The following is a 21,706-nucleotide window of genomic DNA, read 5'->3' as shown; positions in this document are numbered from 1 at the left end:
GACGAATGGCTTTTGCATCATTGACGGCAGAAGTGTGATTCAATCGATTCGACCGCGGGGATGTCGATGAGAGACGTCCCGCATCCAGCGGCCCTACCGCAATGAGGAGAAACGTGACCACCTCACCTCTTTCCGTGCAGCTCTACACCGTGCGCGAAGCGCTGCAAGACGACCTGCAGGGCACCCTGAACAAGCTCGCCGAAGTGGGCTTCTCGCAGGTCGAGCCGTTCGCCTTCACGAACTTCCCCGGGCTCGGGGACGCCCTGTCGTCCGCGGGTCTCACCGCGCCGACCGTGCACGTGCACTTCCTCGGCGAGAGCGACGACGACGTCGCGGCGATCTTCGACGCGGCGCGCGAGCTCGGCATCCAGACCGTGATCGACCCGCACGCGCCCGACGAGCTGTGGAAGACCGCCGAAGGCGTCGACGGAATCGCCGCACAGCTGAACCACGCGGCGAAGCTCGCCGCAGAGCGAGGGCTTCGCGTCGGGTACCACAACCACGCGCACGAGTTCGAGAACAAGATCGACGGGCAGAACGCGCTGGAGTACTTGGTCTCCAAGCTCGACCGGGAGGTCGTCATCGAGCTCGACACGTACTGGGTCGCAGTCGGCGGCGAGAACCCGGTCGACGTGCTCGGCCGGCTCGGCGATCGGGTCGTCGCCCTGCACATCAAGGACGGGCCTGCGACGAAGGAGACCAAGGACCAGGTCGCCGTGGGAGCGGGCAGCATGCCGGTCCGCGAGATCATCGAAGCGGCGCCTGATGCGCTGCGCGTCATCGAGCTCGACGACTCGCGCGACAATCGTTTCACCGCTGTCGCAGACAGCTTCGCATTCCTCACGAAGGAGGGTCTCGCATGAGCGAGTTCACGAGCGTTCCAGGAGAGGCTGCCGAGTTCACGAGCGTTTCAGGAGACGCTGCCGAGTTCACGAGCGCTTCAAGAGACGCTGCCGAGTTCACGAGCGCTTCGGAAAGCTCTGCCGAGAAGACCGGCCCTGTCGGCGTCGGTGTCATCGGCGCGGGCAATATCTCGACCCAGTACCTCACCAACCTCACGGCATTCCCCGATGTCGACGTGCGATTCATCGCCGACATCATCCCGGAGGCCGCGGCGGCGCAGGCCGAGAAGTTCGGTATTCCGGCGAACGGCACGGTCGAGCAGCTTCTGGCGGACCCGGAGATCGAGCTGGTCGTGAACCTCACGCTTCCGCAAGTGCACGCGGAGGTCGACCTGCAGGTGCTCGCCGCAGGCAAGAACGTGTGGAGCGAGAAGCCGATCGCGCTCGACCGCGAGAGCGGGCAGCGCGTGCTGGCCACGGCGAAGGCGGCGGGGCTGCGCGCGGCATGCGCGCCCGATACGTTCCTCGGTGCGGGCATCCAGACGGCGAGACGGATGCTCGAGGCCGGCGCGATCGGTGAACCGCAGACGGCGCTCACCATCATCCAGAATCCCGGTCCGGAGTCGTGGCACCCGAACCCGGCGTTCCTGTTCCAGGAGGGCGCCGGCCCGCTGTTCGACATCGGCCCGTATTACGTGACCGCACTCATCCAGTTGTTCGGCCCGGTGAAGCGTGTTGCGGCGGTGACGTCGAAGGCGAAGCCTGTGCGCACCATCGGCTCGGGACCGCTCGCGGGGCAGACCTTCGAGGTGACCGTGCCGACGCACGTCACCGCGGTGTTCGAGTTCGAGAGCGGGCAGACGTCGCAGAGCATCTTCAGCTTCGACTCGAAGCTGGGTCGAACGCTGTTCGAGGTCACCGGCGTCGACGGGGCGCTCGAGGTGAACGACCCGAACATGTTCGTTGGCGACCTCGTGCTGCACACCGACGGCGGATCGGAGACGATCGCGATCGAGGGTGAGACGGCCGCGCGCGGCACCGGTGTCGTCGAACTCGCGCGAGCCATTCGCGCTGGCGTGCCGGAGCGGGCGAGCGGCGAGCAGGCGCTGCACGCGCTCGACGTCATGGTCGCAACGATCGAGGCGGCGGAGCGCGGCGAGTGGGTGCACGTCGAGAGCACGTTCACGCCCACCCCGGCGTTGCCCGAAGGGTGGGACCCGGCCGAGGCCACGCTCGTCTGATGTCGGCGAACCCTCGGAGCCGGTCGGGCCGCGGCCCGATCGGCGTCGGAATCATCGGCGGCGGATTCATGGCGACGGTGCACTCCCGGGCGGCGCGAGCGGCCAGGGGGCGCCTGGTCGGTGTCGTCTCATCGCGCCCGGAGCGTGCCGTGCGTGCTGCCGAGGAACTGGGCATCGAGCACGCGTTCGGGTCGCTGCACGACCTGATCGCCGACGACCGTATCGAGGTTGTGCACGTCACCACACCGAACGCCGTTCATACGCAGCAGGCGCTCGCCGTGATCGAGGCGGGCAAGCACGTCGTGTGCGAGAAGCCGCTCGCCACGACGGTTGCGGATGCCCGAGCGCTGATGGATGCCGCGGCATCCGCCGGCGTCATCGCGACGGTGCCGTTCGTCTACCGGTACCACCCGCTCGTGCGCGAGGCACGGGCGCGGTTCGCCTCCGGCGAGACGGGCCGGCTGCTCACGATCGCCGGCTCGTACCTGCAGGACTGGCTGCTCGACTCCGGCGACGACAACTGGCGTGTGGACAGCGTGGCCGGCGGGCGGTCGCGTGCGTTCGCCGACATCGGTTCGCACCTGGTCGACCTCATCGAATTCGTCACCGGCGACCGCGTCTGCGAGGTTGCGGCCACGAAGCGCACGTTCTTCCAGGCGCGTGCCGAGCACACAGCGATCACGACGGAGGATGCCGCCGCCGTCGCGGTGCAGACCGCCGGCGGCGCGATCGGCACGCTCCTCGTCTCGCAGGCGGCGCCTGGGCGCAAGAACCGGCTGCACGTGGAACTGGCCGGATCCGCCGAGTCCATCGTCTTCGATCAGGAGCAACCCGAGACACTGTGGGTGGGACGCCGCAAGGGTTCGCTGCTCATTCCGCGGGACTCCGACCAGCTGACACCGGATGCCTCGAGGCTGGTGACCACGCCGGCCGGACATCCGCAGGGCTACCAGGATGCGTTCAACGCCTTCGTCGCCGACACCTACGCGGCGATCGCCGGCGAAGCGCCGGACGGGCTGCCGTGCTTCGCAGACGGGCTGAGGGCCGCGACCGTGGCCGAGGCGGTCATGGACTCCGCAGAGCGTGGCACCTGGATTGGGGTGGGCACCGGCTAGGCCATCGCCCGTCGGGCAGGCTTTGCGCCTGCTATGCATGTCGTGGGCGGCACGCGATGTGCGGTTCGCATGTGTGCCGCATTCGGCGCCGGGCGTCGAAAGGAAAAGATGGACCGACGTCTCTTCCTCGCCGGTCTCGCAGCCACCACTGTCGCCGCACTGAGCGGGTGCGCTCAGCAGCAGGATGTCGCCCGACCCACGCGCACCCCGGCTGCCGTGCATCCGAGCAGCCCACCGCCGCGACCCACTCCCACGTCGTCGCCTCCGCCGCTGCCGGTGGTGAAGAAGAGTGCGATCACGCCGGGTGAGCGGATCATCCGGCTGCCGGGCAACGGTGATCTCCTGGCGTGGACGGTGGATGACGGCGTGTCGTCGCACGTGGTCGCGGCCTACGCCCAATTCGCGCAGGAGAGCGGCATACGGCTGACGTTCTTTCTGAACGGAGTCAACGCGTCGTGGACCGACAATGCTCCGGCACTTCGCCCCCTCGTCGAGAGCGGACAGGTGCAGCTGGCCAACCACACGTGGGATCACGCCGATCTGACGACGCTGTCGAGCGGTGGGATCGAGCGGGAACTGCGACGCAACGGGGACTTCATCAAGAACACCTACGGGGTCGAGGCCGCACCGTTCTACCGTCCGCCGTACGGCTACCTGAACCGCCGGGTCGAAGCCGTCGCGTCGTCGATCGGGTACACCGCTCCCGTGATGTGGTACGGATCTCTGGCGGACTCGAGCCTGCTCACACCTCAGCAGATCGTGGCGAACGCCCAGCAATGGTTCCTGCCGCAGCACATCGTGATCGGGCACGCGAACTACGACCCGGTGACACAGGTCTACGGGCAACTGCTCGACATCATCAGACAGCGAGGGCTTCGCACGGTGACACTGCGCGATGTCTTCGCGGTGTGAGCCGCACGACGGCAGCGAAGGCGAAGGCGCGGGCGTGTGCCGCTCACTTGAACCTGAAGTGCACGAAGATGCGGCCGAAGTTGTCGGAGTCCTTCTCGACCCGGTGGTAGAGCGCCTTGATCTCCTTCTGATCCAGAAAGCGCAGTACCCGCTTCTTCAGCTGTCCCGACCCTTTGCCCGGAATGATCTCCACGAGCGGTGCCTTCTTCGCGATGGCCTCGTCGATGATCCCGCGCAGAGCGCGATCGATCTCGTCACCGCGGTTGTAGATCGCGTGCAGATCGAGCTTCAGCTTCACGAGCGCCCCCTCGGCGATATGCCGCAACCGTACGCCCGTCGGCACCACGTGGCGAGGGCTACGCGACCTCTTTCACCTTGCCCTGCTTGATGTGCAGACGGCGCTGCGCGCGTCGCGCCACCGCGGAGTCGTGCGTGACGATCACGAGGGTGAGACCTCGATCGCGCCAGAGGCCCTCGAGCAGGTCCATGATCTCGTCCCGGGTCTCCTCGTCGAGGTTGCCGGTCGGCTCATCCGCCAACAGCACCTCGGGCTCCTTCACCAGCGCCCGTGCGATGGCCACGCGCTGCTGCTGACCCCCGGAGAGCTCGGCGGGCCGGTGGTCCCCGCGATCGCCCAGCCCGACGGACTCCAACGCCTTGGTCGCCCGATCCCGCCGCTCAACGGCCGATATGCCCAGAGGCACGAGCGCGGTCTCGACGTTCTCCAGCGCGGTGAGCGTTGGAATGAGGTTGAAGCCCTGGAAGACGAAGCCGATCTCCTTGCCGCGAATACCCGTGAGCCTGCGATCCGCCAGCTTTCCGAGGCTGGACTGCTCGAGTTCCACGGTTCCCGACGTCGGACGGTCGAGCGCGCCGAGCATCTGCAGCAGCGTGGACTTGCCGCCGCCCGTCGGGCCCTGGATCGCGACGAGCTGCCCGTCGGGGATCTCCAGCGTGACGTCGTTCAGCGCCGTCACCTTGCGGCCTTTTCCCGGGTACTGCTTCGTCACGTTCTTCAGCGTGTACATGTGCGTTCCTTCTTGGTCTCTGACGTCTCTCGTCGATCGCTGACGTCGCTGGTTGATCGCTGACGTTGCTGGCGGATGTCGGTGGCCGCGGCTCCGAGTCGGACCGGCCGCGGCTACTGCACCGACCGCAGTGCCTCTGCCGGGCGCAGCCGAGACGCGCGCCATCCACCGATTGCGCCGGCGAGCAGGCCGCCGAGAATCGCGAGGCCGACGGCGATCACGATGATCCAGACGGTGACGGGTGCGCTCAGGTCCACCTGTGCACTCGACGCGGCTGCCGCTTCTCGCGCAGCTCCGAAGCCGCCCCCGCCGCCGAACCCGCCGGTTCGGGTTCCGGTCCCGCCGCTCCCGGCCCCGCCGAAGGTGCGCCGTGCGCCGGCGGCGAGCGCGCTACCGAGCCCGCCGCGAGAGACGCCGCCCGTGAGCGTGGGGGAGATCACGTTGACCACGAGCACCCCGATCAGGCCGATCGCGATGCCTGCGATCCCGCCGATCACGCCCTGCACCACGGACTCGCCGGCAACCTGTCCCACGATGCGGCGGTTCGACCATCCGATCGCCTTCAGCGTGCCGAACTCGCGGGTGCGGCGGGTGACACCGGAGATCGTGAACAGGATCGCGATCAGGAACGCGGCCGCGAGCACGATGACCGACAGCCAGGTTCCGAGGTTGGAGACGAGCTGGCCGGCGCTTCCGAGCGATCCGGAGACGCTGGAGGCGAGATCAGCCTGCGTCGAGACCGTCGTGCCAGGGAGCACCTTCTGAAGGGACGTCTTCAGCGCGTCCACTTCAGCGGCGGACTGCGCGGTCACGTAGATGGTCGAGACCTTTCCGGCCTCGCTGGAAAGCGACTGCGCTACATCAAGCGGCACGTACACGTTCGATGCGGTCGCCGAATCGGAACCGGTCGGCTTGACGGTGCCGACGATCGTGAAGTTCTTGCCGCCGATGCTGATCGCGTCACCCACCGAGAGGCTCTTCGTCTTGGCGTAGCTCGCGTCGAGCACCGCGACATCTTTGCCCTTGTCCGATGATACGAGCGTGCGGCCCTTGGCGAGCGCGGTCGAGGCGACCGGGCCGACGGCCTTGCCGCCCGGTGTGATGCCCATCACGCTGAACGAGTTCACCTGGAAGGAGCTGCCGCCCTGGCCGTCGGAACCGCCCGTCGCCCCGGATCCACCTGTCCCGCCGCTCTGACGGCCCCCTGAGCCACGTTGGCCGAAGTCGGGCAGCGTGCCCTTGAAGCTCGTGTTCTGCAGTGAGAGCACCGCGGAAGCGCCACCGACGCCCGACGTCTTCTGCACTTTCGCGAGGGTCGAGTCGCTCATGGTGTTCGTGCCGAAGCCGACGCTCAGGCGGGAGGAGTCCACCGTGCGACTGCCGTTGCTTGCCTGCGAACCGGAGTTCGCGCCGAAGTCGAACCTCGGTCCCTGCGCCTGCCCGCTGCCCGCTGACGGTGCACTGACCGGCTTCGTGATGGTGACGTCGGTGCCGACGCCGTACACCGACTGCAGCACCTGAGCCTGTGCGTTCTTCACGCCGGCGGCCACCGAGTTCACGATGATGACGAGGGCGATCGCCAAAGCCATGCCGATGGCGATGATGATGGTCTGTCTGCGGCGACCGAGCAGCTCTCGGCGCAGATAGGTTCCGAACATGGTGGTCCTCCGTGGGGTCGTCAGGAACCGTAGGCATCCGTCTTGTCGCTTCGCTATGCCGTGGTTGTGCGTTGGCCTTGGGTGCGGAAGAGGGCCCGTGAACCGGCACGCACGGAGCCCGCAGGCACATCCCCTGCACGGTCGCGGGCTGAGCGATCCTTGAGAGCCGGATGGCTGACTCTCAGACTCCGCATAAGCGCAGCACAGTCGTCTCGGACTGTGCTCTCGATAATGGGATACATGTCCACCTCTCTCGCCAGCTCCGAGCGCGGCCAGCTCCGGTCCGCGCCGGCACCGTTGCATCACGCGGACGGCTCGCCGATCCGCATCCTCGTCGTCGATGACGAGCACACCCTGACCGACCTGCTGCAGATGGCCCTGCGCTACGAGGGCTGGGAGGTGAAGTCGGCCGCGAGCGGCCAGCAGGCGCTCACCGTCGCCCGCGAGTTCAACCCCGACGCGGTCGTGCTCGACATCATGCTCCCCGACATCGACGGCCTGCAGGTGATGGCCAGGATGCGCGAGGGCGGCGGCGAGACGCCGGTGCTGTTCCTGACGGCGAAGGACTCGCTCGACGACCGCATCGCCGGCCTCACCGCTGGCGGGGACGACTACGTGACGAAGCCGTTCAGCCTGGAGGAGCTCGTGGCCAGGCTCCGGTCGCTGCTGAGGCGCTCGCGTGCACTGATCGCGGACGCGCAAGATCCGCGCATCGCCGTCGGTGATCTCGTGCTCGACGAGGACTCCTACGAGGTCACGAGGGCCGGCGAGGGCATTTCGCTCACCGCGACCGAGTTCGAGCTGTTGCGCTACCTGATGCGCAACCCGCGTCGCGTGCTCTCGAAGGCGCAGATCCTCGACCGCGTGTGGAGCTACGACTTCGGGGGCACCTCCAGCGTCGTGGAGCTGTACATCTCCTACCTGCGTAAGAAGATCGACGCCGGCCGCTCGCCCATGATCCACACGGTGCGCGGGGCCGGCTACATGATCAAGGCGGCGGAGTAGGTCGCGCGACCGCCTCGTTCCCGGCAGGAGTGAACCCATGAGTACGACGGCCTCACCGGGCACGCCGAACCCGTATGAGGGCGGCGCTGCGGCGGGATCGAGCCGGGGGGCCCGAGCGGGCGGATCGTGGTGGCGCAGGATGCTCCATCCGGCGCGTCGCATGACGCTGCGCACCAAGCTGGTCTTCTCCGTCGTCGCGCTCGTCGCCGTGCTCGGCGTGGTCGTCAGCCTGGTCAGCGCGCTATTCCTGCGCAGCTACCTGGTCGGGCAACTCGACCATCAGGTGGAGTACGCGGGCCAGCGCGCGTCGTTCGCCGCTCTGCGCTCCCTCAGCGAGCCGGGCGGTGTTTCCGCTAAGCAGCTTCTGGCCGATGTGGTCAGTACGCCGGGCCTCAGCGCGGGAACCGTCGTCGCGGTGGTGAGCGATCGAGGCGACGTCAATGCCGTCTACTTGAGCCCCCGTGATCCCACTGCGCCGCAACAGCAGACGTCGAGCGACGCGAATGCGAACATCGCGGCAATCGCCCCGGGCGCTCAGCCGGTCGACGTCGATCTGGGCGGCACCCTCGGCCAGTTCCGCATGGAGGCCGTGCAGCTTCCGACGGGAACGCTCGTCATCGGGCTTCCACTGTCGGCGGTGAACGCCACGACCGCCCAACTGCTGACCATCTTCCTTCTCGTCACCGCCGTGGCCATCGCGTTGGCCGGGGGAGTTGGGCTGCTCATCGTCGTGCTCGCACTGCGCCCGCTCGACCGGGTTGCGGCCACGGCGACCGCGGTGTCGCGACTTCCGCTGGACCGCGGCGAGGTGGCGCTGGGAGTCCGCGTGCCTGAGCAGGACACCGACCCGCACACCGAGGTGGGCCGCGTCGGGGCGGCGTTCAATCACATGCTCGGGCACGTGGCATCCGCCCTGTCGTCGCGCCAGGCGAGTGAGAACAAGGTGAGGCAATTCGTCGCGGACGCCTCGCACGAGCTGCGCACGCCGCTCGCCTCGATCCGCGGCTACGCGGAGCTCACCAGACGGGCGCCGGAGCAGCTGCCGGCCGACACGGTGCGGGCACTCGGCCGCATCGAGTCGGAGGCGGAGCGGATGACCGCGCTCGTCGAAGACCTGCTGCTCCTCGCGCGCCTGGACGAGGGCCGTGAACTCGACCGCGACCCCGTCGACCTCTCGCGCGTCGTCATCGACGCTGTCTCCGACGCGCACGCTGCCGGACGCGACCACAGCTGGACCGTCGACCTTCCGCCTGAACCGGTCACCGTGCTGGGTGACTCTCCGCGCATCTACGAGGTGATCGCGAACCTGCTGACGAACGCCCGCGTGCACACGCCGGAGGGAACGAGCGTGGCCACAGCGCTGTCCGTCGACCGCAGGGTGCAGCGTTCGTTCGCCGTCGTCACGGTCACCGATGACGGCCCCGGCATCCCCGACGATCTCCAGTCGAGACTGTTCGAGCGGTTCGCCCGGGGCGACTCGTCGCGATCGCGGCACACCGGGTCGACAGGCCTGGGCCTCGCCATCGTGCGTGCCGTCGTCGAGGCGCAGGGTGGCACGGTGGAGGTGGAGAGCGAGCCGGGGGAGACCCGGTTCACGGTGCGGCTGCCTCTGCACGAGGATTCCGGTGCGGCCGAGCCCGGCGCGGAGGAACCGCTCGCGTCGGCGGACGACGCGGAGCCGCAGCAGCTGGCGTCCGCGGACGAGGTGGAGCCGGAGCCCGAGGTGGAGCCCGAGCACGAGGTATCCGACGACCTCGAGTCCGAGGCCATGGCCGAGTCCGATGACGCCCCGGCCGTGGAGCCCACGGACGCAACGACAGCCGAGGCCAAGGACTCCGCCACCGCTGGATGACTGTCGAACGGCGTAGACCGCCGCGCGGTCGAGGGCTGCGTGGGAAGCGCTACATAGATCGGCATCCGCTATAGGAAATTCCAGTAGCGGATGCCGATCTGTGTAGCGGTTGCCGATTGGTGTGGCGGAAGCGGATGCCCATTCCTGTAGCGGATGCCGATTGATGTAGCGGTAAGGCTCACGGCGCCGACGATCGTCAGGCGGTACCGGCCCCCGCACGGGCCAACGGTGCCAGACTGTCGCTCATGCGAATCGCTCTCACCGGTGGATCGGGCAAGCTCGGACGAACTGCGGTGCGGATGCTCCGCGAGGCCGGTCACGACGTCACGTCGTTCGATGTGACGGGCATCCGCGGTCCGGGCTTCCTGCAGGTCGACCTGACGGACTACGGCCAGGTGGTGGATGCGCTCGCCGGAGTGCACGAGGGCGCGAGGCAGACCGGGTACGACGCGATCGTGCACCTGGGCGCCATCCCGGCCCCCGGCATCCGGAGCGACGTCGCCACGTTCGAGAACAACATGCTGAGCACATATCACGTGTTCCAGGCGGCACGTACTCTCGGCATCCGCAACATCGTGTACGCGTCGAGCGAGACGGTGCTCGGTCTGCCGTTCGACGAGGATCCGCCCTACCTGCCGATCGACGAGGAATACCCCGGGCGTCCCGAGTCCACCTACTCGCTGGTCAAGCATCTCGAGGAGACGATGGCGCGGCAGTTCACCAGGTGGGACCCGGCGCTCAAGATCATCGCCCTGCGGTTCTCGAACGTGATGGACCCTGAGGACTATGCGGCCTTCCCCGAGCACGACACAGACCCGAAGAACCGTCGCTGGAACGCGTGGGGCTACATCGACGCGCGTGACGGTTCGCACGCCATCCTGAAGGCGCTGGAATCGGATGCGACGGGCTTCGACGTGTTCATCATCGCCGCCGCAGACACCGTGTCGAACCGGCCGAATGCCGAGCTGGCCGCCGCCGAGTTCGCCGACGTTCCGGTCGCCCGCGATCTCGGCGAACACGACACGTTGCTCTCGATCGGCAAGGCGCGACGACTGCTCGGCTACGATCCCCAGCACTCCTGGCGCGACTGAACCGGTTCGACGGCCTCTTGTCGAGGCCTCTTCGACGAGCCCCGGATGCGGTGGTTACGCGAGTGCGCCGGAACAGACCCAGCCGTCGGGAAGAGCACCATCGGTGAGATAGATCCGCAGCTCGGCGCTCGCATCGCCGTCGAGCACCTCGTCCGCCTTCGTGTAGATGATCGGCTCCTCCTTCGAGTTGTGCTTGTCGAGCAAGGAGAGCAGTTCGAGCGCGGAACGGCCGACGGCTTCGAGCTCGGCCCCGTCGGTCAGCTGGGCCTCGATGCCGTCCATCGCCAGCCACAACTCGCCGTGCTCACGCAGCATAACGAAGACGGGCATCGTCATCCCGACCTCCTTCAGCGGCGGAAAGAGGAACGTTTCTTCCAGGTAGATGTGCCTGCGCAGACCTCCCATGGCACGAATGAGCGACTCGGTATCGGGGGCGCCTCGCCGAAGCGTGTCGAGAAAGCGCTCGATGCCGCCGTCGATCTCGCGATGCTCCGCCTCCAAGGCCGCGCCCAGGGTGATCCGTGGCACTCCGCCTGCGCTCATGCCCCGAACCCCGCCCGGTTGTCACGTGTGTCGTCACGTTCGGCCAAGGGCGGGTAACCGGTGACGAGCGGCGTATCCACGCCGAGCGGCCCCAGTTTCGCGGCGCCTCCTGGCGATCCGATGGGCGCGACGATGCCCGGCAGCGGCCCGGAGAAGAATCGGGCGTTGTCGGCGACGAAGTCGCCCCACCTGTCGGGGACATCGTCCTCGTAGGTGATCGCCTCCACCGGGCACACCGGCTCGCACGCACCGCAGTCGATGCATTCGTCCGGGTGGATGTACAGCGTTCTGCCGCCTTCGTAGATGCAGTCGACGGGGCACTCGTCGACGCACGCGCGGTCCATCACATCGATGCAGGCGGCACCGATCACGTAGGTCATGGGGACCTCCTGGTTCGAAAGGTTCGGATAATTAACAGGATGATTGTCCGTTTTATTATCTATCATTGAGCCATGCAATCCAAGGTGTGTCGCGAGGTCGAGTTGAGTCCGGGCCGTCCGTTCAAGGCGATCGTCGATGGTGTTCCCGTCGTCGTCGTCAAAGACTCCGACGGCCGCCTGCACGCGCTGGGCGACACGTGCTCGCACGCCGAGATCTCGCTCTCCGACGGTTTCGTCGAAGCCGGACACATCGAGTGCTGGGCTCACGGCGCCACCTTCGATCTGGCCACCGGACGTCCGCTTTCGCTTCCGGCGACCGATCCGGTGCCCGTCTTCGCCGTCGACGTGATCGACGGCGACGTGCTGGTCACCGCCGGTCAGGGCGAGCAATTCTGATGATCTGCGAACTCGAGCCGGATGTGCGCGAGCAGATCGAGGAGTCGCTCAAGGACGTGATCGATCCCGAGCTTGGCGTGAACGTGGTCGATCTGGGCCTGATCTACGGGCTCGGCTGGGACGACACCGCCGACTCCCTGATGATCTACATGACGTTGACAACGGCCGAGTGCCCCTTGCAAGACGATCTCGCTTCCCAGACGACATGGGCGTTGAACGGGGTCGTCGAGCGTCACGAGATCTCCTGGGTGTGGATGCCGGCCTGGACTCCGGAGCGCATCACTCCCGACGGGCGCGACATGATGCGCGCCCTCGGGTTCAACATCTGACAGGCATGACGCGTTCGAAGCATCGCGTCGAGGGGTGGTCCGGGCGATACCCCGTTCAACCCCGCAGCGTTCAATCCGACAGTGCTCAACCCGGCAGTGCTCAATCCGGCAGTGCTCAACCCGGCAGTGCTCAATCCGACAGTGCTCAACCCGGCAGTGCTCAACCCGACGGGGCGCGGCCCAGTCCGAGTTGACGCAGCGCGCTGTCTGCGATCGTCCTGGCCTGCGCCTCGGATGCGGCACCGCGCACGCCGAGCAGCCGCTGCCTGTGGCGCTCGCCGAGGAGCAGGGAGAACAGCGCGGGGGCGAGCGTGCGGGAGTCCGCTCCGTGCTCCTCCGCCAGGTGCACGCGCAGCGCCGCGATGTGGCGTGCATCGGTGTGCTCGTAGAACGACCTGGCGAGTTCAGGGAGCCGCGGTGACTCGGCGATCACCAGCCGGTGCAGTCCGACGAGCTCGTCGGAGTGAATGCGGAACACGATGCGGGTGGCCAGCGACTTGAGCGTGTCTCCTGCGGCATCCGGCCCCTGGCTGATGCCGCCGGCGAGCGCGTCGACCATCGCGGCGAACAGACCAGCCTTGTCGCCGTAGTCCGTGTAGATGGTGCGTTTGGTGACTCCGGATGCCCGCGCCAATTCGTCGAGCGTGGCTCCCTGATATCCGCGCTCGAGGAACACGGAGAGCGAGCGCTGCAGCATCCGCTCGCGCCGCTCCTCTCGCTGCTCGGCGGTCGGGCGGCCACGCCGGTGCTGGCCGGTGTTGTCGTCGGCGGAGTTCTCGACGGCGGTGCTCTCCACGGTCGCGCCTTCCCACTTCATCGCACTCCGGCGTATGATTCTGCTTGTAATGATACTCACCGGTGTCATTTACATCAGGCGTTCACAAAGCGCCGGGAGGAGAACGATCGATGGCCGATCCGGCCCGGACGACACGCACCGCGTCCGCACGCACCAAGCCCACCACACGCACAACCCGGCCACGGTCGAGCGACACCGGCTCGGCGAAGGCTACGCCGCCTCGTGCGAAGGCGGACGAGGCGCGGCGGCAACGGTTGACGGACTACTACCGGCGGATGGTGCTGATCCGACGGTTCGAGGAGAGGGCGCAGCGCGCATACACGGAGGCCCTGATCGGTGGCTACTGTCACCTGAACCTCGGCGAGGAGGCCGCGATCGTCGGCCTGCTCGGCGAGCTCGACGCCGGCGACTACCTCTTCACGAACTACCGTGAGCACGGTTACGCGATCGATCGCGGAATCGACCCACGCAAGGTGATGGCCGAACTCTACGGCCGCGTCGACGGCGTCTCGAAGGGCTGGGGCGGTTCGATGCACATGTTCGACGTGACGCATCGCCTGCTCGGCGGGTACGGAATCGTCGGTGGTCAGCTGCCCATCGCCACCGGTGCAGCCCTGGCACTGCAATACCAGGATCGCCCCGAGATCGTGATGTGCACCATGGGCGACGGAACCACGGCGACCGGCGCCTTCCACGAGTCGGTCAACCTGGCAGGCCTGTGGGATCTGCCGATCGTCTACGTGATCATCAACAACGGTCTCGGAATGGGCACAGACGTCGAGCACTCCTCGGCGGAGCCCGAGCTGTACAAGCGCGGTGCCGCCTACCGCATCGAGTCCGCCAGGGTTGACGGCCTCGACCCCGAGAAGACCGCCGAGGCCGCGAAGCACGCGGTGGAGGTCGCGCGAGGCGGCCGACCGTACCTCCTCGAGGTGATGACCGAGCGCCTGCGCGGCCACTCGGTCGTCGACCCGGCGAAGTACCGCAGCGCAGAAGAGGTGGCGGGGCTGAAGGAGCACGACCCCGTGCACACGTTCGCCGATGCGCTGAAGAAGGCGGGCGTGCTCGATGACGCCGCCCTGGCGAAGATCGACGCGGATGTCATGGCGATAGTCGACGACGCCGCCGCGTTCGCCTCCTCGAGCCCGCAGCCCGAAGCATCCACCCTGTTCGACTACACCTACGCCACCCCGGTGCCGAACGATTCCCGCAGGTATCCGGGCCAGCCGCTGTACCCGGCGCTTCCCGTTCCGGCCCCTGCTGTTTCGAATTCGGCCGAAGGAGGTGCCGCATGACCGAGATGACGTACCGCCAGGCCCTGCACGACACGCTTCGCGCGGAGCTCCTGCGCGATGAGAACGTGATGCTGATGGGCGAGGAGATCGGCATCTTCGACGGCTCGTACAAGATCACGGCCGGCCTGCTCAAGGAGTTCGGCGCTCGCCGTGTGCGCGACACCCCGATCTCCGAGGGCGGCTTCACCGGAGCCGCGATCGGTGCGGCCATGCTCGGTCTGCGCCCGGTCGTTGAGATCATGACGATCAATTTCTCGCTCCTCGCGCTCGACGAGATCGTGAACCACGCGGCGAAGATCCATGGCATGTTCGGCGGGCAGCTCAGCGTGCCCATGGTCATCCGCACCCCCGGTGGCGGCGGCCAGCAGCTCGGTGCCTCGCACTCGCAGAACATCGAGCTCTACTACGCGTTCGTGCCGGGGCTGAAGGTGGTCGCCCCGGCGACGCCTGCCGACGCCAAGGCACTGCTGATGGCATCCATCCGCGACGACGACCCGGTGCTTTTCCTGGAGAACCTTGCGCTCTACAACACGAAGGGCGAGGTGCCCGACGTTCTCGAGCCGGCCACGATCGGCAAGGCGAAGGTGACCCGTGAGGGCAAGGACCTGACCCTGATCGGATACTCGCGGATGGCCGTGGTCGCCAAGCAGGCCGCCGAACGCCTCGCCGAGACCGACGGTCTCGACATCGAGGTGATCGATCTGTGCAGCCTGCGGCCGCTGGACCGCGACACCATCATCGAATCGGTGAAGAAGACGAACGCCGCCGTCATGCTCGAAGACGACTGGCTCACCTACGGCATCGGCGCAGAGGTCGCCGCATCGATCTCGGACGGAGCGTTCGACTATCTGGATGCCCCGGTGCGCCGCGTGGCGATGGCCGAGGTGCCGATGCCCTACGCGAAGCCGCTGGAGACCGCGGCACTGCCGTCGTTCGACGACGTCGTGAGCGCCATCCGCGAGACGCTCGACGCCGTCGGGCGTCGGCGCTGAGAAGGAATCGACATGAAACAGATCACCATGCCCCGCCTCTCCGACACCATGGAGGAGGGCGCCATCTCCACCTGGCACAAGAAGATCGGGGATCACGTCGAGGCCGGCGATGTGCTGGCCGAGATCGAGACCGACAAGGCCACGATGGAGTTCGAGGCGTACGAAGCCGGTGTGCTCACGGCGATCCTCGTACCTGAGGGTGAGACGGTGACGATCGGAACGCCGATCGCCGAACTCGACGGCACACCTGGCGGTTCGGGTGACGACGGTGCGGCGCCGAGCGCATCGCAGGCGACCATTCCGGAAGAAGTCGTCGCCGCGGCCGATGAGCCGGTGAAGGCGGAGGCCTCGACTGTTCCGGAGGTTCCGACCCCCGGCGCCTCCGGTGCGAACTCGCGCGAGCGGCTGCTCGCCTCTCCCGTTGTGCGCACCATCGCACGCGAGCACGGCATCGACCTGCGCTCTGTGACGGGCTCCGGGCCCGGCGGACGGATCATCCGAGCCGATGTCGAGAACCTGATCGGCGCTCCGACGCCCGGTGTGCCGGCCGAGCAGGGCGCGGCCGCCCAGCCGACTCCGGCCGCGGGTCGGCCGGCGGCAGTGCCCGCTGCAGCTCCGGCCGCGCCGGCAAAACCTGCGGCGGCGCCCTCGTCGCTGGACGAGCGCCGCGGCACCGAGCAGGTGCCGATGGACTCCGTGCGGCGGGTGATCGCGCGGCGTCTCGCGGAGAGCGCCCGGAGCATCCCGCACTTCGCCGTCACCGCGGTGGCAGACGCCGAAGAGCTGATGACCATGCGCGCCACGCTCAACGAACGTCTCGTCGCAGCGGGCCGGCAGAAGATCAGCGTCAACGACCTGCTCGTTCGGGCCGCTGCACTCGCGCTCCGCGAGCATCCGCTGGTGAACGCCAGCTACCCGGGCGACGATTCCACCGCCATGCAGGTGCACCACCGCATCAACATCGGCATCGCCGTCGCCTCCGACCACGGGCTCGTCGTGCCGGTGATCGACGACGCGGACACCAAGTCCGTCGGGCGGCTGGCCGAGGAGGCGAAGCGCCTGGTGACCTTGGCGCAGGATCGCAAGCTCACACCGGATCAGATGAGCGGCGGCACCTTCACCATCAGCAACCTCGGCATGTACGGGGTCGAGGAATTCACCGCGATCATCAACCCGCCGGAGGGTGCGATCCTCGCGGTCGGCGGCACGAAGCTGGAGCCGGCCGTGGTCGACGGGCAGATCGTGCCGCGTCGCCGCATGCGCTACACCCTGAACAGCGACCACCGCATCATCGACGGCGCACTGGCCGCGCAGTGGCTGCAGACGTTCACGAGACTCATCGAGGACCCCTGGACGATCCTCGCCTGACCCGTTTTCACCCGTGCGTGATGGAGCGCCACGGATGCTCGGAGCCGGCCGGCCGACCCGTACCCGGCTCAGAACTCGTTCAGCCGGTGCAGCAGCCGGGTGGCGACGACGACCCAGGTGCAGGCGGTCTGGTCGCCCTCCAGGTCGGGGATGCACCGTCACCCCTCGCTCGACATGACAGATCGCGCTCTCCCGCCGAGAACATGCCGGATGGGCATGCTTCGAGGTGGATGTCCTGTCGAACGCGTGCATGCATGCCGCGATTTGCAGCATCCGTCGCGCGTCACGTACGCTTGACGAAGCCCAAGACCGCCGGTCATCGGCGTGCGCGCACGTCGATCGAAGGCTCTCGCGCTGGTCAGCACCCGGTTCAACACCGGAGTTGCCGATCGGATCGAGACGGCCCGCGCAGGTGAGATCGAGACGAAGCCCGCGTAGTGCGGGCATCCGACACGCTCCGTGCCTGCGCATGGAGCGTTTTTCTTTCTCTCAGACGGTCTGAAGGCGACGCGCAGCATCCGCCGCGCGTCTCGCAAGTAAGAGGAGTGGCCATGGCGAACAAGGAAGCCACGGTTGCCGAGCTCGAGGAGAAGTTCAAGAGCTCGACCGCCGTTCTGCTGACCGAGTATCGCGGTCTGTCTGTTGCGAAGCTCAAGGAGCTCCGTCGTTCCATCAGTGCAGACGCGACCTACGCCGTGGTGAAGAACACGCTGACCAAGATCGCGGCGAACAACGCCGGCATCTCGACGTTCGACGACGAGCTCGCCGGACCGTCCGCGATCGCCTTCGTGCACGGTGACCCCGTGAACGTCGCCAAGGGTCTGCGCGACTTCGCCAAGGCGAACCCTCTTCTCGTGGTCAAGGGCGGGTACTTCGACGGTGCCGCCCTTTCCGCCGAAGAGGTAGGCAAGCTCGCCGACCTCGAGTCCCGTGAGGTGCTGCTGGCCAAGCTGGCCGGTGCCTTCAAGGCCTCGCTGTTCGGAGCCGCATATCTGTTCAACGCACCGCTGTCGAAGGCCGTTCGCACGGTCGACGCGCTGCGTGAGAAGCAGGAGTCCGCAGCGTAGGCATCCGCTCGCCCTTCGGGGCGATGGATGCTCACCGCGGTGAGTACACGACAAGAAACCAAGGAGAAGAAAATGGCTGCAAAGCTGTCCACCGAGGAACTGCTCGAGCAGTTCAAGGGTCTGACGCTCATCGAGCTGTCGGAGTTCGTCAAGGCGTTCGAGGAGACCTTCGAGGTCACCGCCGCTGCGCCCGTCGCCGTTGCCGCCCCGGCCGCCGGGGGCGCCGGTGCCGCTGCCGAAGAGGTTGAGGAGAAGGACTCCTTCGACGTCATCCTCGAGGCTGCCGGTGAGAAGAAGATCCAGGTCATCAAGGTCGTGCGTGAACTGACCTCGCTCGGCCTCGGCGAGGCGAAGGCCGTCGTCGACGGCGCCCCGAAGGCCGTGCTCGAGGGCGCGAACAAGGAGGCTGCTGACAAGGCGAAGGCCGCTCTCGAAGAGGCCGGCGCGACCGTCACGCTCAAGTAGTAGGCGCCCCGTCAGGGGCACCAGTTCCACGCGGAACCAGGCAAGGGCGTCATCCCTCAGGCTGCGGCCAGGGACGGCGCCCTTCGTCGTGCCCGGCCGAAGAGACGGTGGTCTCCGCGTGTGGTTTCCGCGCCGAGACTGGTGGCCGGCCGTCGAGACTACGGATCCGGCACCGAGGCTACGAAACCGGCACCGAGGCTACGAAACCGGCGGCGAGACTACGGCCATTGACCATAGTCTCGCCGCCGGATACGTAGTCTCGGCGGATGGCCGGGTTGCGTGACTTGAAATATATAGCCTAGCTATATATGATTGTTTCATGCTTACCGAACCGATCTCGCTGCGCGTCAGGGACCAGACGGGCAGCGAAGCCGAACTGCGATACCTCCTCAGTGATTTCGTGCAACTCGGTGGTCGTGTGACCCGGCTCGCCCACCGGCTCTCCGGTGGCCCGGAAGGCCCGGCGACCTGGCGCACGCTGGCAGTCCTTCAGCAGTCAGGGCCGATGCGTCTCGGCGAGCTCGCCGCCGCCAGCCAGGTCGCCCAGCCGACGATGACCAAGATCGTCGCCGGGCTGGTCGAGCGCGAGTGGGTGAAGCGCATCGCGGATGCCGACGACGCGAGGGCCTGGCAGATCGGCATCTCCGCAAAGGGCATCATCCAGCTCACCGAGTGGCGCAACACGCTGGCGACGGCGCTGCTCCCGTACTTCGAAGACCTCGACGGCGACGACCGTCGCACCGTGCAGCACGCGTTGGAGATCCTGCTTCCGCGCATTGCGCGGGCATCCAACTCGCCGGAATCACCCTCACGAAAGACGAACGACTAACACGATGACGCAGACCGACATCTCCTCCGATACGAACTCCATTCCGCAGCCCGGCAACGCCGGCCATCACGCATCGCACGGTGCGGCGCGCTCCGGCGGCAAGAGCATCCTGAAGCAGCCGATGGCCGTGTGGGCCGTCGCCTTCGCGTGCGTCGTGTCGTTCATGGGCATCGGCCTGGTCGACCCGATCCTCCCGGCCATCGCCAGCAGCCTGAAGGCGACCGCGGCGCAGACCGAGCTTCTCTTCACCACCTACCTGCTGATCACCGGCGCCGCGATGTTCTTCACGAGCTGGCTCTCCACGCGCATCGGCACGAAGAAGACCTTGCTCATCGGCCTTGCGGTGATCGTCGTGTTCGCGGCTCTCGCCGGCGCCAGCGGATCGGTATGGGACATCATCGGATTCCGCGCCGGCTGGGGCCTCGGCAACGCGCTCTTCATCTCCACGGCGCTCGCCGCGATCGTCGGGGCGGCTTCCGGCGGGGCGTCGCAGGCGATCATCCTGTATGAGGCGGCGCTCGGCCTGGGCATGGCCCTCGGTCCTCTCGTGGGCGGGCTGCTCGGCAGCGTCTCGTGGCGCGGCCCGTTCTTCGGCACCGCCACTCTGATGGCCGTCGGATTCCTCGCCATCGTGACCATGCTGCGTGCCAGGGACGAGAAGAAGCCCGTTCCCACCAAGCTCACCGCGCCGTTCCGTGGACTGGCGAAGCCCGGGCTCGGCGTCATGGCCGCTGCTGCACTGTTCTACAACATGGGCTTCTTCGTGCTGCTGGCCTACACACCGTTCGCGCTCGCCGATCTCGGACTCGCTGACGCGATCCCGCTCGGCCTCATCTTCACGGGCTGGGGTGTGTGCCTGGCGGTTGCGTCGGTGTGGCTCGCGCCGGCTCTGACAAACCGGATGCGCCGCACGACCGTGCTGATAGCAGTCATCCCGCTGCTCGCGATCGACCTGCTGCTCGTCGCACTCTTCGTGAAGTCGATGGTCGCGATCATCGTGCTCGTCATCGTCGGCGGCATCTTCCTCGGCATCCTGAACACGGTGCTCACGGAGTGTTCGATGGAGGCGACGGATCTGCCGCGGCCCGTCGCGTCATCGGCCTACTCCGGCGTGCGGTTCATCGGTGGCGCGATCGCCCCGCCGGTCGCCGCTGCCCTCGGTGGCGCGTTCGGCGCCGCGGTGCCGTTCCTCTTCGGCGCGGTCGTTCTCGTGATCTCTACGTTCATCATCCTGTTCGGTCGGCGTGCCCTGCGCCGTGCAGACGGGGCGATCGAAGACGCGGAGCAGCAGGCGGAGGCGATCGGAATCGGCGACGCCGACTGAGGCGCTGTGCTCGAGCGTCGTGGTCGGAGCACGCCACGGTTCGCTCGGCCGGAGCTTCAACGATGCGCCGGATGACTCACGCCGATTCATCCGGCAGGCCGTCCGTTCTCCCGCAGGCCGGCCGAATCCCGCGAACGGTCAGCCTGCAGGCGGGGCGGTGCTGCCGCGCAGCACCAGTTGCACCGGGTATCGCACGGAGCGGTGCTTGGCCGCGGGGTCTTCGAGCTCGGCCAGCAACATCTCGGCGGCCAGCACGCCCTGACCGAACGCATCCTGCGCAACAGTCGTGAGACCGAAAGGCGCCGCCAGCGGGTGATCGTCGATCCCGACGATCGAAAGGTCTTCGGGCACTCGCAGGCCGGCATCGCGCGCAGCGAGAATCGCCCCGATCGCCATCTCGTCGGTGTCGGCGAAGACCGCGCTCGGGCGGGCTGCGGAGGAATCCAGCAACGCTGCGAACGCCGACTTGGCCTCGTCGACCCGGTACCCGACCGGAATGCTCGAGTCGGCACACGGCGTCACCCCGGCGTCGACGAGTGCGGCCTCGTATCCGCGGCGTCGTTTGATCGGGACGTCTTTCGTGAGCCCAGGTACGGTATCGCCCGCCAGGTGCACGATGTGGCGATGTCCCAGTGCCAGAAGGTGCTCCGTCGCCAGTCGGGCCGCCTGCTGCTCGCCGATGTCGACGTGGCGGAGCCCACGAACGGCGCCTCCCACGATGATCGCAGGATGTCCCGTAGAGGCGAGTTGGCGCCGCTCCTCGGCCGTGAAGTCGACGTTCAGGGCGATCAGGGCATCCGTTCGCTTACGCAGGATCGATCGGTGGAAGACGCGCTCGCGTTCCCCGCCCGGCCACCCACCGAGATTGAACAGGATGAGGTCGTAGCTCGCCGCTCGCAACGCCGAGTCGATGCCCTCGACCACCGTCGCGTAGTACCACGGCGCGATGGTGGGCACCACCACTCCCATGGCCATGGTGTGGCCGGAGGCGAGACCCGCGGCGATCGAGGACGGCACGTAGCCCAGCTCGTCCGCCACCCTCCGGATCGCATCACGCGTGCTCGGTGACACGTTCGGCAGCCCGCGCAGCGCCCGGGAGACGGTGGCGGTGGAAACGCCGGAGAGTCTGGCGACGTCTTCGATACCGGTCACTGCGCGCCTTCGGCAATGCCTACGGC

Annotated in this window: 23 protein-coding genes; 16 read left to right on the top strand and 7 right to left on the bottom strand. The window is 67.5% G+C overall.

All coding sequences use genetic code 11. From position 1 onward, the window contains the following. Nucleotides 1-101 precede the first annotated feature (101 nt). From ACYVDK_RS04325 to ACYVDK_RS04310, 4 genes are all read left to right on the top strand, one after another. A complete protein-coding gene (locus tag ACYVDK_RS04325; RefSeq protein ID WP_460518459.1) occupies nucleotides 102-863 on the top strand; it encodes a sugar phosphate isomerase/epimerase family protein in 762 nt (253 codons plus the stop codon). Next, entirely contained in the window at nucleotides 860-2,083 is a 1,224-nt protein-coding gene (locus tag ACYVDK_RS04320) for a Gfo/Idh/MocA family protein (protein WP_460518456.1), read from the top strand. Before ACYVDK_RS04325 ends, ACYVDK_RS04320 begins: the two co-directional genes overlap by 4 nt. Then, complete coding sequence (locus ACYVDK_RS04315) at nucleotides 2,083-3,198, top strand: Gfo/Idh/MocA family protein (RefSeq protein ID WP_460518453.1); 1,116 nt, start codon at nucleotides 2,083-2,085, stop codon at nucleotides 3,196-3,198. The genes ACYVDK_RS04320 and ACYVDK_RS04315 overlap by 1 nt, the downstream gene beginning before the upstream one ends. Before the next feature lie 108 nt (nucleotides 3,199-3,306). Next, nucleotides 3,307-4,110 carry a polysaccharide deacetylase family protein gene (locus ACYVDK_RS04310; protein WP_460518451.1) on the top strand — a complete coding sequence of 268 codons (804 nt, stop codon included), beginning with the start codon at nucleotides 3,307-3,309 and terminating at the stop codon, nucleotides 4,108-4,110. Nucleotides 4,111-4,153: 43 nt separating this feature from the next. On the opposite strand, the gene ACYVDK_RS04305 is transcribed toward ACYVDK_RS04310, so the two are convergent. The 3 genes from ACYVDK_RS04305 to ACYVDK_RS04295 form a co-directional block, all read right to left on the bottom strand. Continuing rightward, entirely contained in the window at nucleotides 4,154-4,456 is a 303-nt protein-coding gene (locus tag ACYVDK_RS04305; protein WP_460518448.1) for a Smr/MutS family protein, read from the bottom strand. A 10-nt stretch (nucleotides 4,457-4,466) separates the two neighbouring features. Beyond that, nucleotides 4,467-5,138 carry an ABC transporter ATP-binding protein gene (locus tag ACYVDK_RS04300; RefSeq protein WP_460518445.1) on the bottom strand — a complete coding sequence of 224 codons (672 nt, stop codon included), beginning with the start codon at nucleotides 5,136-5,138 and terminating at the stop codon, nucleotides 4,467-4,469. A gap of 113 nt (nucleotides 5,139-5,251) precedes the next feature. After that, nucleotides 5,252-6,796 (bottom strand): ABC transporter permease, encoded by a 1,545-nt coding sequence (locus ACYVDK_RS04295; RefSeq protein ID WP_460518443.1) that lies wholly within the window; start codon nucleotides 6,794-6,796, stop codon nucleotides 5,252-5,254. A 240-nt stretch (nucleotides 6,797-7,036) separates the two neighbouring features. On the opposite strand from ACYVDK_RS04295, the gene ACYVDK_RS04290 reads away from it, so the two are divergent. The 3 genes from ACYVDK_RS04290 (at nucleotide 7,037) to ACYVDK_RS04280 (ending at nucleotide 10,744) form a co-directional block, all read left to right on the top strand. After that, on the top strand, nucleotides 7,037-7,801 hold the full coding sequence (locus tag ACYVDK_RS04290) for a response regulator transcription factor (RefSeq protein ID WP_460518440.1): 765 nt from the start codon (nucleotides 7,037-7,039) through the stop codon (nucleotides 7,799-7,801). A gap of 37 nt (nucleotides 7,802-7,838) precedes the next feature. Continuing rightward, a complete protein-coding gene (locus ACYVDK_RS04285; RefSeq protein ID WP_460518437.1) occupies nucleotides 7,839-9,653 on the top strand; it encodes a sensor histidine kinase in 1,815 nt (604 codons plus the stop codon). A 245-nt stretch (nucleotides 9,654-9,898) separates the two neighbouring features. Further along, nucleotides 9,899-10,744, top strand: coding sequence for an NAD-dependent epimerase/dehydratase family protein (locus tag ACYVDK_RS04280; RefSeq protein WP_460518434.1), 846 nt, complete (start codon nucleotides 9,899-9,901; stop codon nucleotides 10,742-10,744). 54 nt (nucleotides 10,745-10,798) lie between these two features. On the opposite strand, the gene ACYVDK_RS04275 is transcribed toward ACYVDK_RS04280, so the two are convergent. Both ACYVDK_RS04275 and fdxA read right to left on the bottom strand, forming a co-directional pair. Further along, nucleotides 10,799-11,287: a hemerythrin domain-containing protein gene (locus ACYVDK_RS04275; RefSeq protein ID WP_460518431.1), complete on the bottom strand. Its 489-nt coding sequence runs from the start codon at nucleotides 11,285-11,287 to the stop codon at nucleotides 10,799-10,801. After that, entirely contained in the window at nucleotides 11,284-11,667 is a 384-nt protein-coding gene (gene fdxA / locus ACYVDK_RS04270) for a 4Fe-4S dicluster domain-containing protein (RefSeq protein ID WP_460518428.1), read from the bottom strand. The genes ACYVDK_RS04275 and fdxA overlap by 4 nt, the downstream gene beginning before the upstream one ends. A 72-nt stretch (nucleotides 11,668-11,739) precedes the next feature. Between fdxA and ACYVDK_RS04265 the strand changes: the two genes are divergently transcribed. Both ACYVDK_RS04265 and ACYVDK_RS04260 read left to right on the top strand, forming a co-directional pair. Beyond that, nucleotides 11,740-12,063 carry a non-heme iron oxygenase ferredoxin subunit gene (locus ACYVDK_RS04265; RefSeq protein WP_460518425.1) on the top strand — a complete coding sequence of 108 codons (324 nt, stop codon included), beginning with the start codon at nucleotides 11,740-11,742 and terminating at the stop codon, nucleotides 12,061-12,063. Next, nucleotides 12,063-12,392: a metal-sulfur cluster assembly factor gene (locus tag ACYVDK_RS04260; protein ID WP_460518422.1), complete on the top strand. Its 330-nt coding sequence runs from the start codon at nucleotides 12,063-12,065 to the stop codon at nucleotides 12,390-12,392. The genes ACYVDK_RS04265 and ACYVDK_RS04260 overlap by 1 nt, the downstream gene beginning before the upstream one ends. Before the next feature lie 160 nt (nucleotides 12,393-12,552). On the opposite strand, the gene ACYVDK_RS04255 is transcribed toward ACYVDK_RS04260, so the two are convergent. Further along, the gene (locus ACYVDK_RS04255) at nucleotides 12,553-13,209 is read right to left on the bottom strand and encodes a TetR/AcrR family transcriptional regulator (RefSeq protein WP_460518420.1); all 657 of its coding nucleotides are present in this window, start codon (nucleotides 13,207-13,209) and stop codon (nucleotides 12,553-12,555) included. A gap of 89 nt (nucleotides 13,210-13,298) precedes the next feature. Between ACYVDK_RS04255 and pdhA the strand changes: the two genes are divergently transcribed. The 7 genes from pdhA (at nucleotide 13,299) to ACYVDK_RS04220 (ending at nucleotide 20,528) form a co-directional block, all read left to right on the top strand. Further along, a complete protein-coding gene (gene pdhA / locus ACYVDK_RS04250; protein ID WP_460518417.1) occupies nucleotides 13,299-14,483 on the top strand; it encodes a thiamine pyrophosphate-dependent enzyme in 1,185 nt (394 codons plus the stop codon). Next, nucleotides 14,480-15,475: an alpha-ketoacid dehydrogenase subunit beta gene (locus tag ACYVDK_RS04245; protein ID WP_460518414.1), complete on the top strand. Its 996-nt coding sequence runs from the start codon at nucleotides 14,480-14,482 to the stop codon at nucleotides 15,473-15,475. Before pdhA ends, ACYVDK_RS04245 begins: the two co-directional genes overlap by 4 nt. Before the next feature lie 12 nt (nucleotides 15,476-15,487). Continuing rightward, complete coding sequence (locus ACYVDK_RS04240) at nucleotides 15,488-16,843, top strand: dihydrolipoamide acetyltransferase family protein (RefSeq protein ID WP_460518411.1); 1,356 nt, start codon at nucleotides 15,488-15,490, stop codon at nucleotides 16,841-16,843. Nucleotides 16,844-17,394: 551 nt separating this feature from the next. After that, complete coding sequence (gene rplJ, locus ACYVDK_RS04235; protein ID WP_460518408.1) at nucleotides 17,395-17,910, top strand: 50S ribosomal protein L10; 516 nt, start codon at nucleotides 17,395-17,397, stop codon at nucleotides 17,908-17,910. A 72-nt stretch (nucleotides 17,911-17,982) separates the two neighbouring features. Further along, a complete protein-coding gene (gene rplL, locus ACYVDK_RS04230) occupies nucleotides 17,983-18,375 on the top strand; it encodes a ribosomal protein bL12 (RefSeq protein WP_460518405.1) in 393 nt (130 codons plus the stop codon). Between the two features lie 319 nt (nucleotides 18,376-18,694). Then, nucleotides 18,695-19,204, top strand: coding sequence for a MarR family winged helix-turn-helix transcriptional regulator (locus tag ACYVDK_RS04225; protein WP_460518402.1), 510 nt, complete (start codon nucleotides 18,695-18,697; stop codon nucleotides 19,202-19,204). A 121-nt stretch (nucleotides 19,205-19,325) separates the two neighbouring features. Beyond that, a complete protein-coding gene (locus tag ACYVDK_RS04220) occupies nucleotides 19,326-20,528 on the top strand; it encodes an MFS transporter (RefSeq protein WP_460518488.1) in 1,203 nt (400 codons plus the stop codon). Nucleotides 20,529-20,666: 138 nt separating this feature from the next. Here the strand turns inward: ACYVDK_RS04220 and ACYVDK_RS04215 are convergent, their stop codons facing one another. Beyond that, nucleotides 20,667-21,680, bottom strand: a complete 1,014-nt coding sequence (locus ACYVDK_RS04215) for a LacI family DNA-binding transcriptional regulator (protein ID WP_460518399.1) — start codon at nucleotides 21,678-21,680, stop codon at nucleotides 20,667-20,669. Nucleotides 21,681-21,706: the final 26 nt, after the last annotated feature.

The sequence above is a fragment of the Humibacter antri genome, assembly GCF_054777235.1.
This window is presented reverse-complemented; position numbering and strand designations above follow the sequence as displayed.

Bases quoted from the DNA above. Each gene is read 5' to 3' on its own strand.
- ACYVDK_RS04255 (WP_460518420.1), bottom strand. From the start codon at position 13,209: ATGAAGTGGGAAGGCGCGACCGTGGAGAGCACCGCCGTCGAGAACTCC.
- ACYVDK_RS04300 (WP_460518445.1), bottom strand. From the start codon at position 5,138: ATGTACACGCTGAAGAACGTGACGAAGCAGTACCCGGGAAAAGGCCGC.
- ACYVDK_RS04245 (WP_460518414.1), top strand. From the start codon at position 14,480: ATGACCGAGATGACGTACCGCCAGGCCCTGCACGACACGCTTCGCGCG.
- ACYVDK_RS04265 (WP_460518425.1), top strand. From the start codon at position 11,740: ATGCAATCCAAGGTGTGTCGCGAGGTCGAGTTGAGTCCGGGCCGTCCG.
- ACYVDK_RS04310 (WP_460518451.1), top strand. From the start codon at position 3,307: ATGGACCGACGTCTCTTCCTCGCCGGTCTCGCAGCCACCACTGTCGCC.
- ACYVDK_RS04260 (WP_460518422.1), top strand. From the start codon at position 12,063: ATGATCTGCGAACTCGAGCCGGATGTGCGCGAGCAGATCGAGGAGTCG.
- ACYVDK_RS04275 (WP_460518431.1), bottom strand. From the start codon at position 11,287: ATGAGCGCAGGCGGAGTGCCACGGATCACCCTGGGCGCGGCCTTGGAG.
- ACYVDK_RS04225 (WP_460518402.1), top strand. From the start codon at position 18,695: ATGCTTACCGAACCGATCTCGCTGCGCGTCAGGGACCAGACGGGCAGC.
- ACYVDK_RS04285 (WP_460518437.1), top strand. From the start codon at position 7,839: ATGAGTACGACGGCCTCACCGGGCACGCCGAACCCGTATGAGGGCGGC.
- rplL (WP_460518405.1), top strand. From the start codon at position 17,983: ATGGCTGCAAAGCTGTCCACCGAGGAACTGCTCGAGCAGTTCAAGGGT.
- ACYVDK_RS04315 (WP_460518453.1), top strand. From the start codon at position 2,083: ATGTCGGCGAACCCTCGGAGCCGGTCGGGCCGCGGCCCGATCGGCGTC.
- ACYVDK_RS04280 (WP_460518434.1), top strand. From the start codon at position 9,899: ATGCGAATCGCTCTCACCGGTGGATCGGGCAAGCTCGGACGAACTGCG.
- ACYVDK_RS04295 (WP_460518443.1), bottom strand. From the start codon at position 6,796: ATGTTCGGAACCTATCTGCGCCGAGAGCTGCTCGGTCGCCGCAGACAG.
- pdhA (WP_460518417.1), top strand. From the start codon at position 13,299: ATGGCCGATCCGGCCCGGACGACACGCACCGCGTCCGCACGCACCAAG.
- rplJ (WP_460518408.1), top strand. From the start codon at position 17,395: ATGGCGAACAAGGAAGCCACGGTTGCCGAGCTCGAGGAGAAGTTCAAG.
- fdxA (WP_460518428.1), bottom strand. From the start codon at position 11,667: ATGACCTACGTGATCGGTGCCGCCTGCATCGATGTGATGGACCGCGCG.
- ACYVDK_RS04220 (WP_460518488.1), top strand. From the start codon at position 19,326: ATGGCCGTGTGGGCCGTCGCCTTCGCGTGCGTCGTGTCGTTCATGGGC.
- ACYVDK_RS04240 (WP_460518411.1), top strand. From the start codon at position 15,488: ATGAAACAGATCACCATGCCCCGCCTCTCCGACACCATGGAGGAGGGC.
- ACYVDK_RS04325 (WP_460518459.1), top strand. From the start codon at position 102: ATGAGGAGAAACGTGACCACCTCACCTCTTTCCGTGCAGCTCTACACC.
- ACYVDK_RS04290 (WP_460518440.1), top strand. From the start codon at position 7,037: ATGTCCACCTCTCTCGCCAGCTCCGAGCGCGGCCAGCTCCGGTCCGCG.
- ACYVDK_RS04320 (WP_460518456.1), top strand. From the start codon at position 860: ATGAGCGAGTTCACGAGCGTTCCAGGAGAGGCTGCCGAGTTCACGAGC.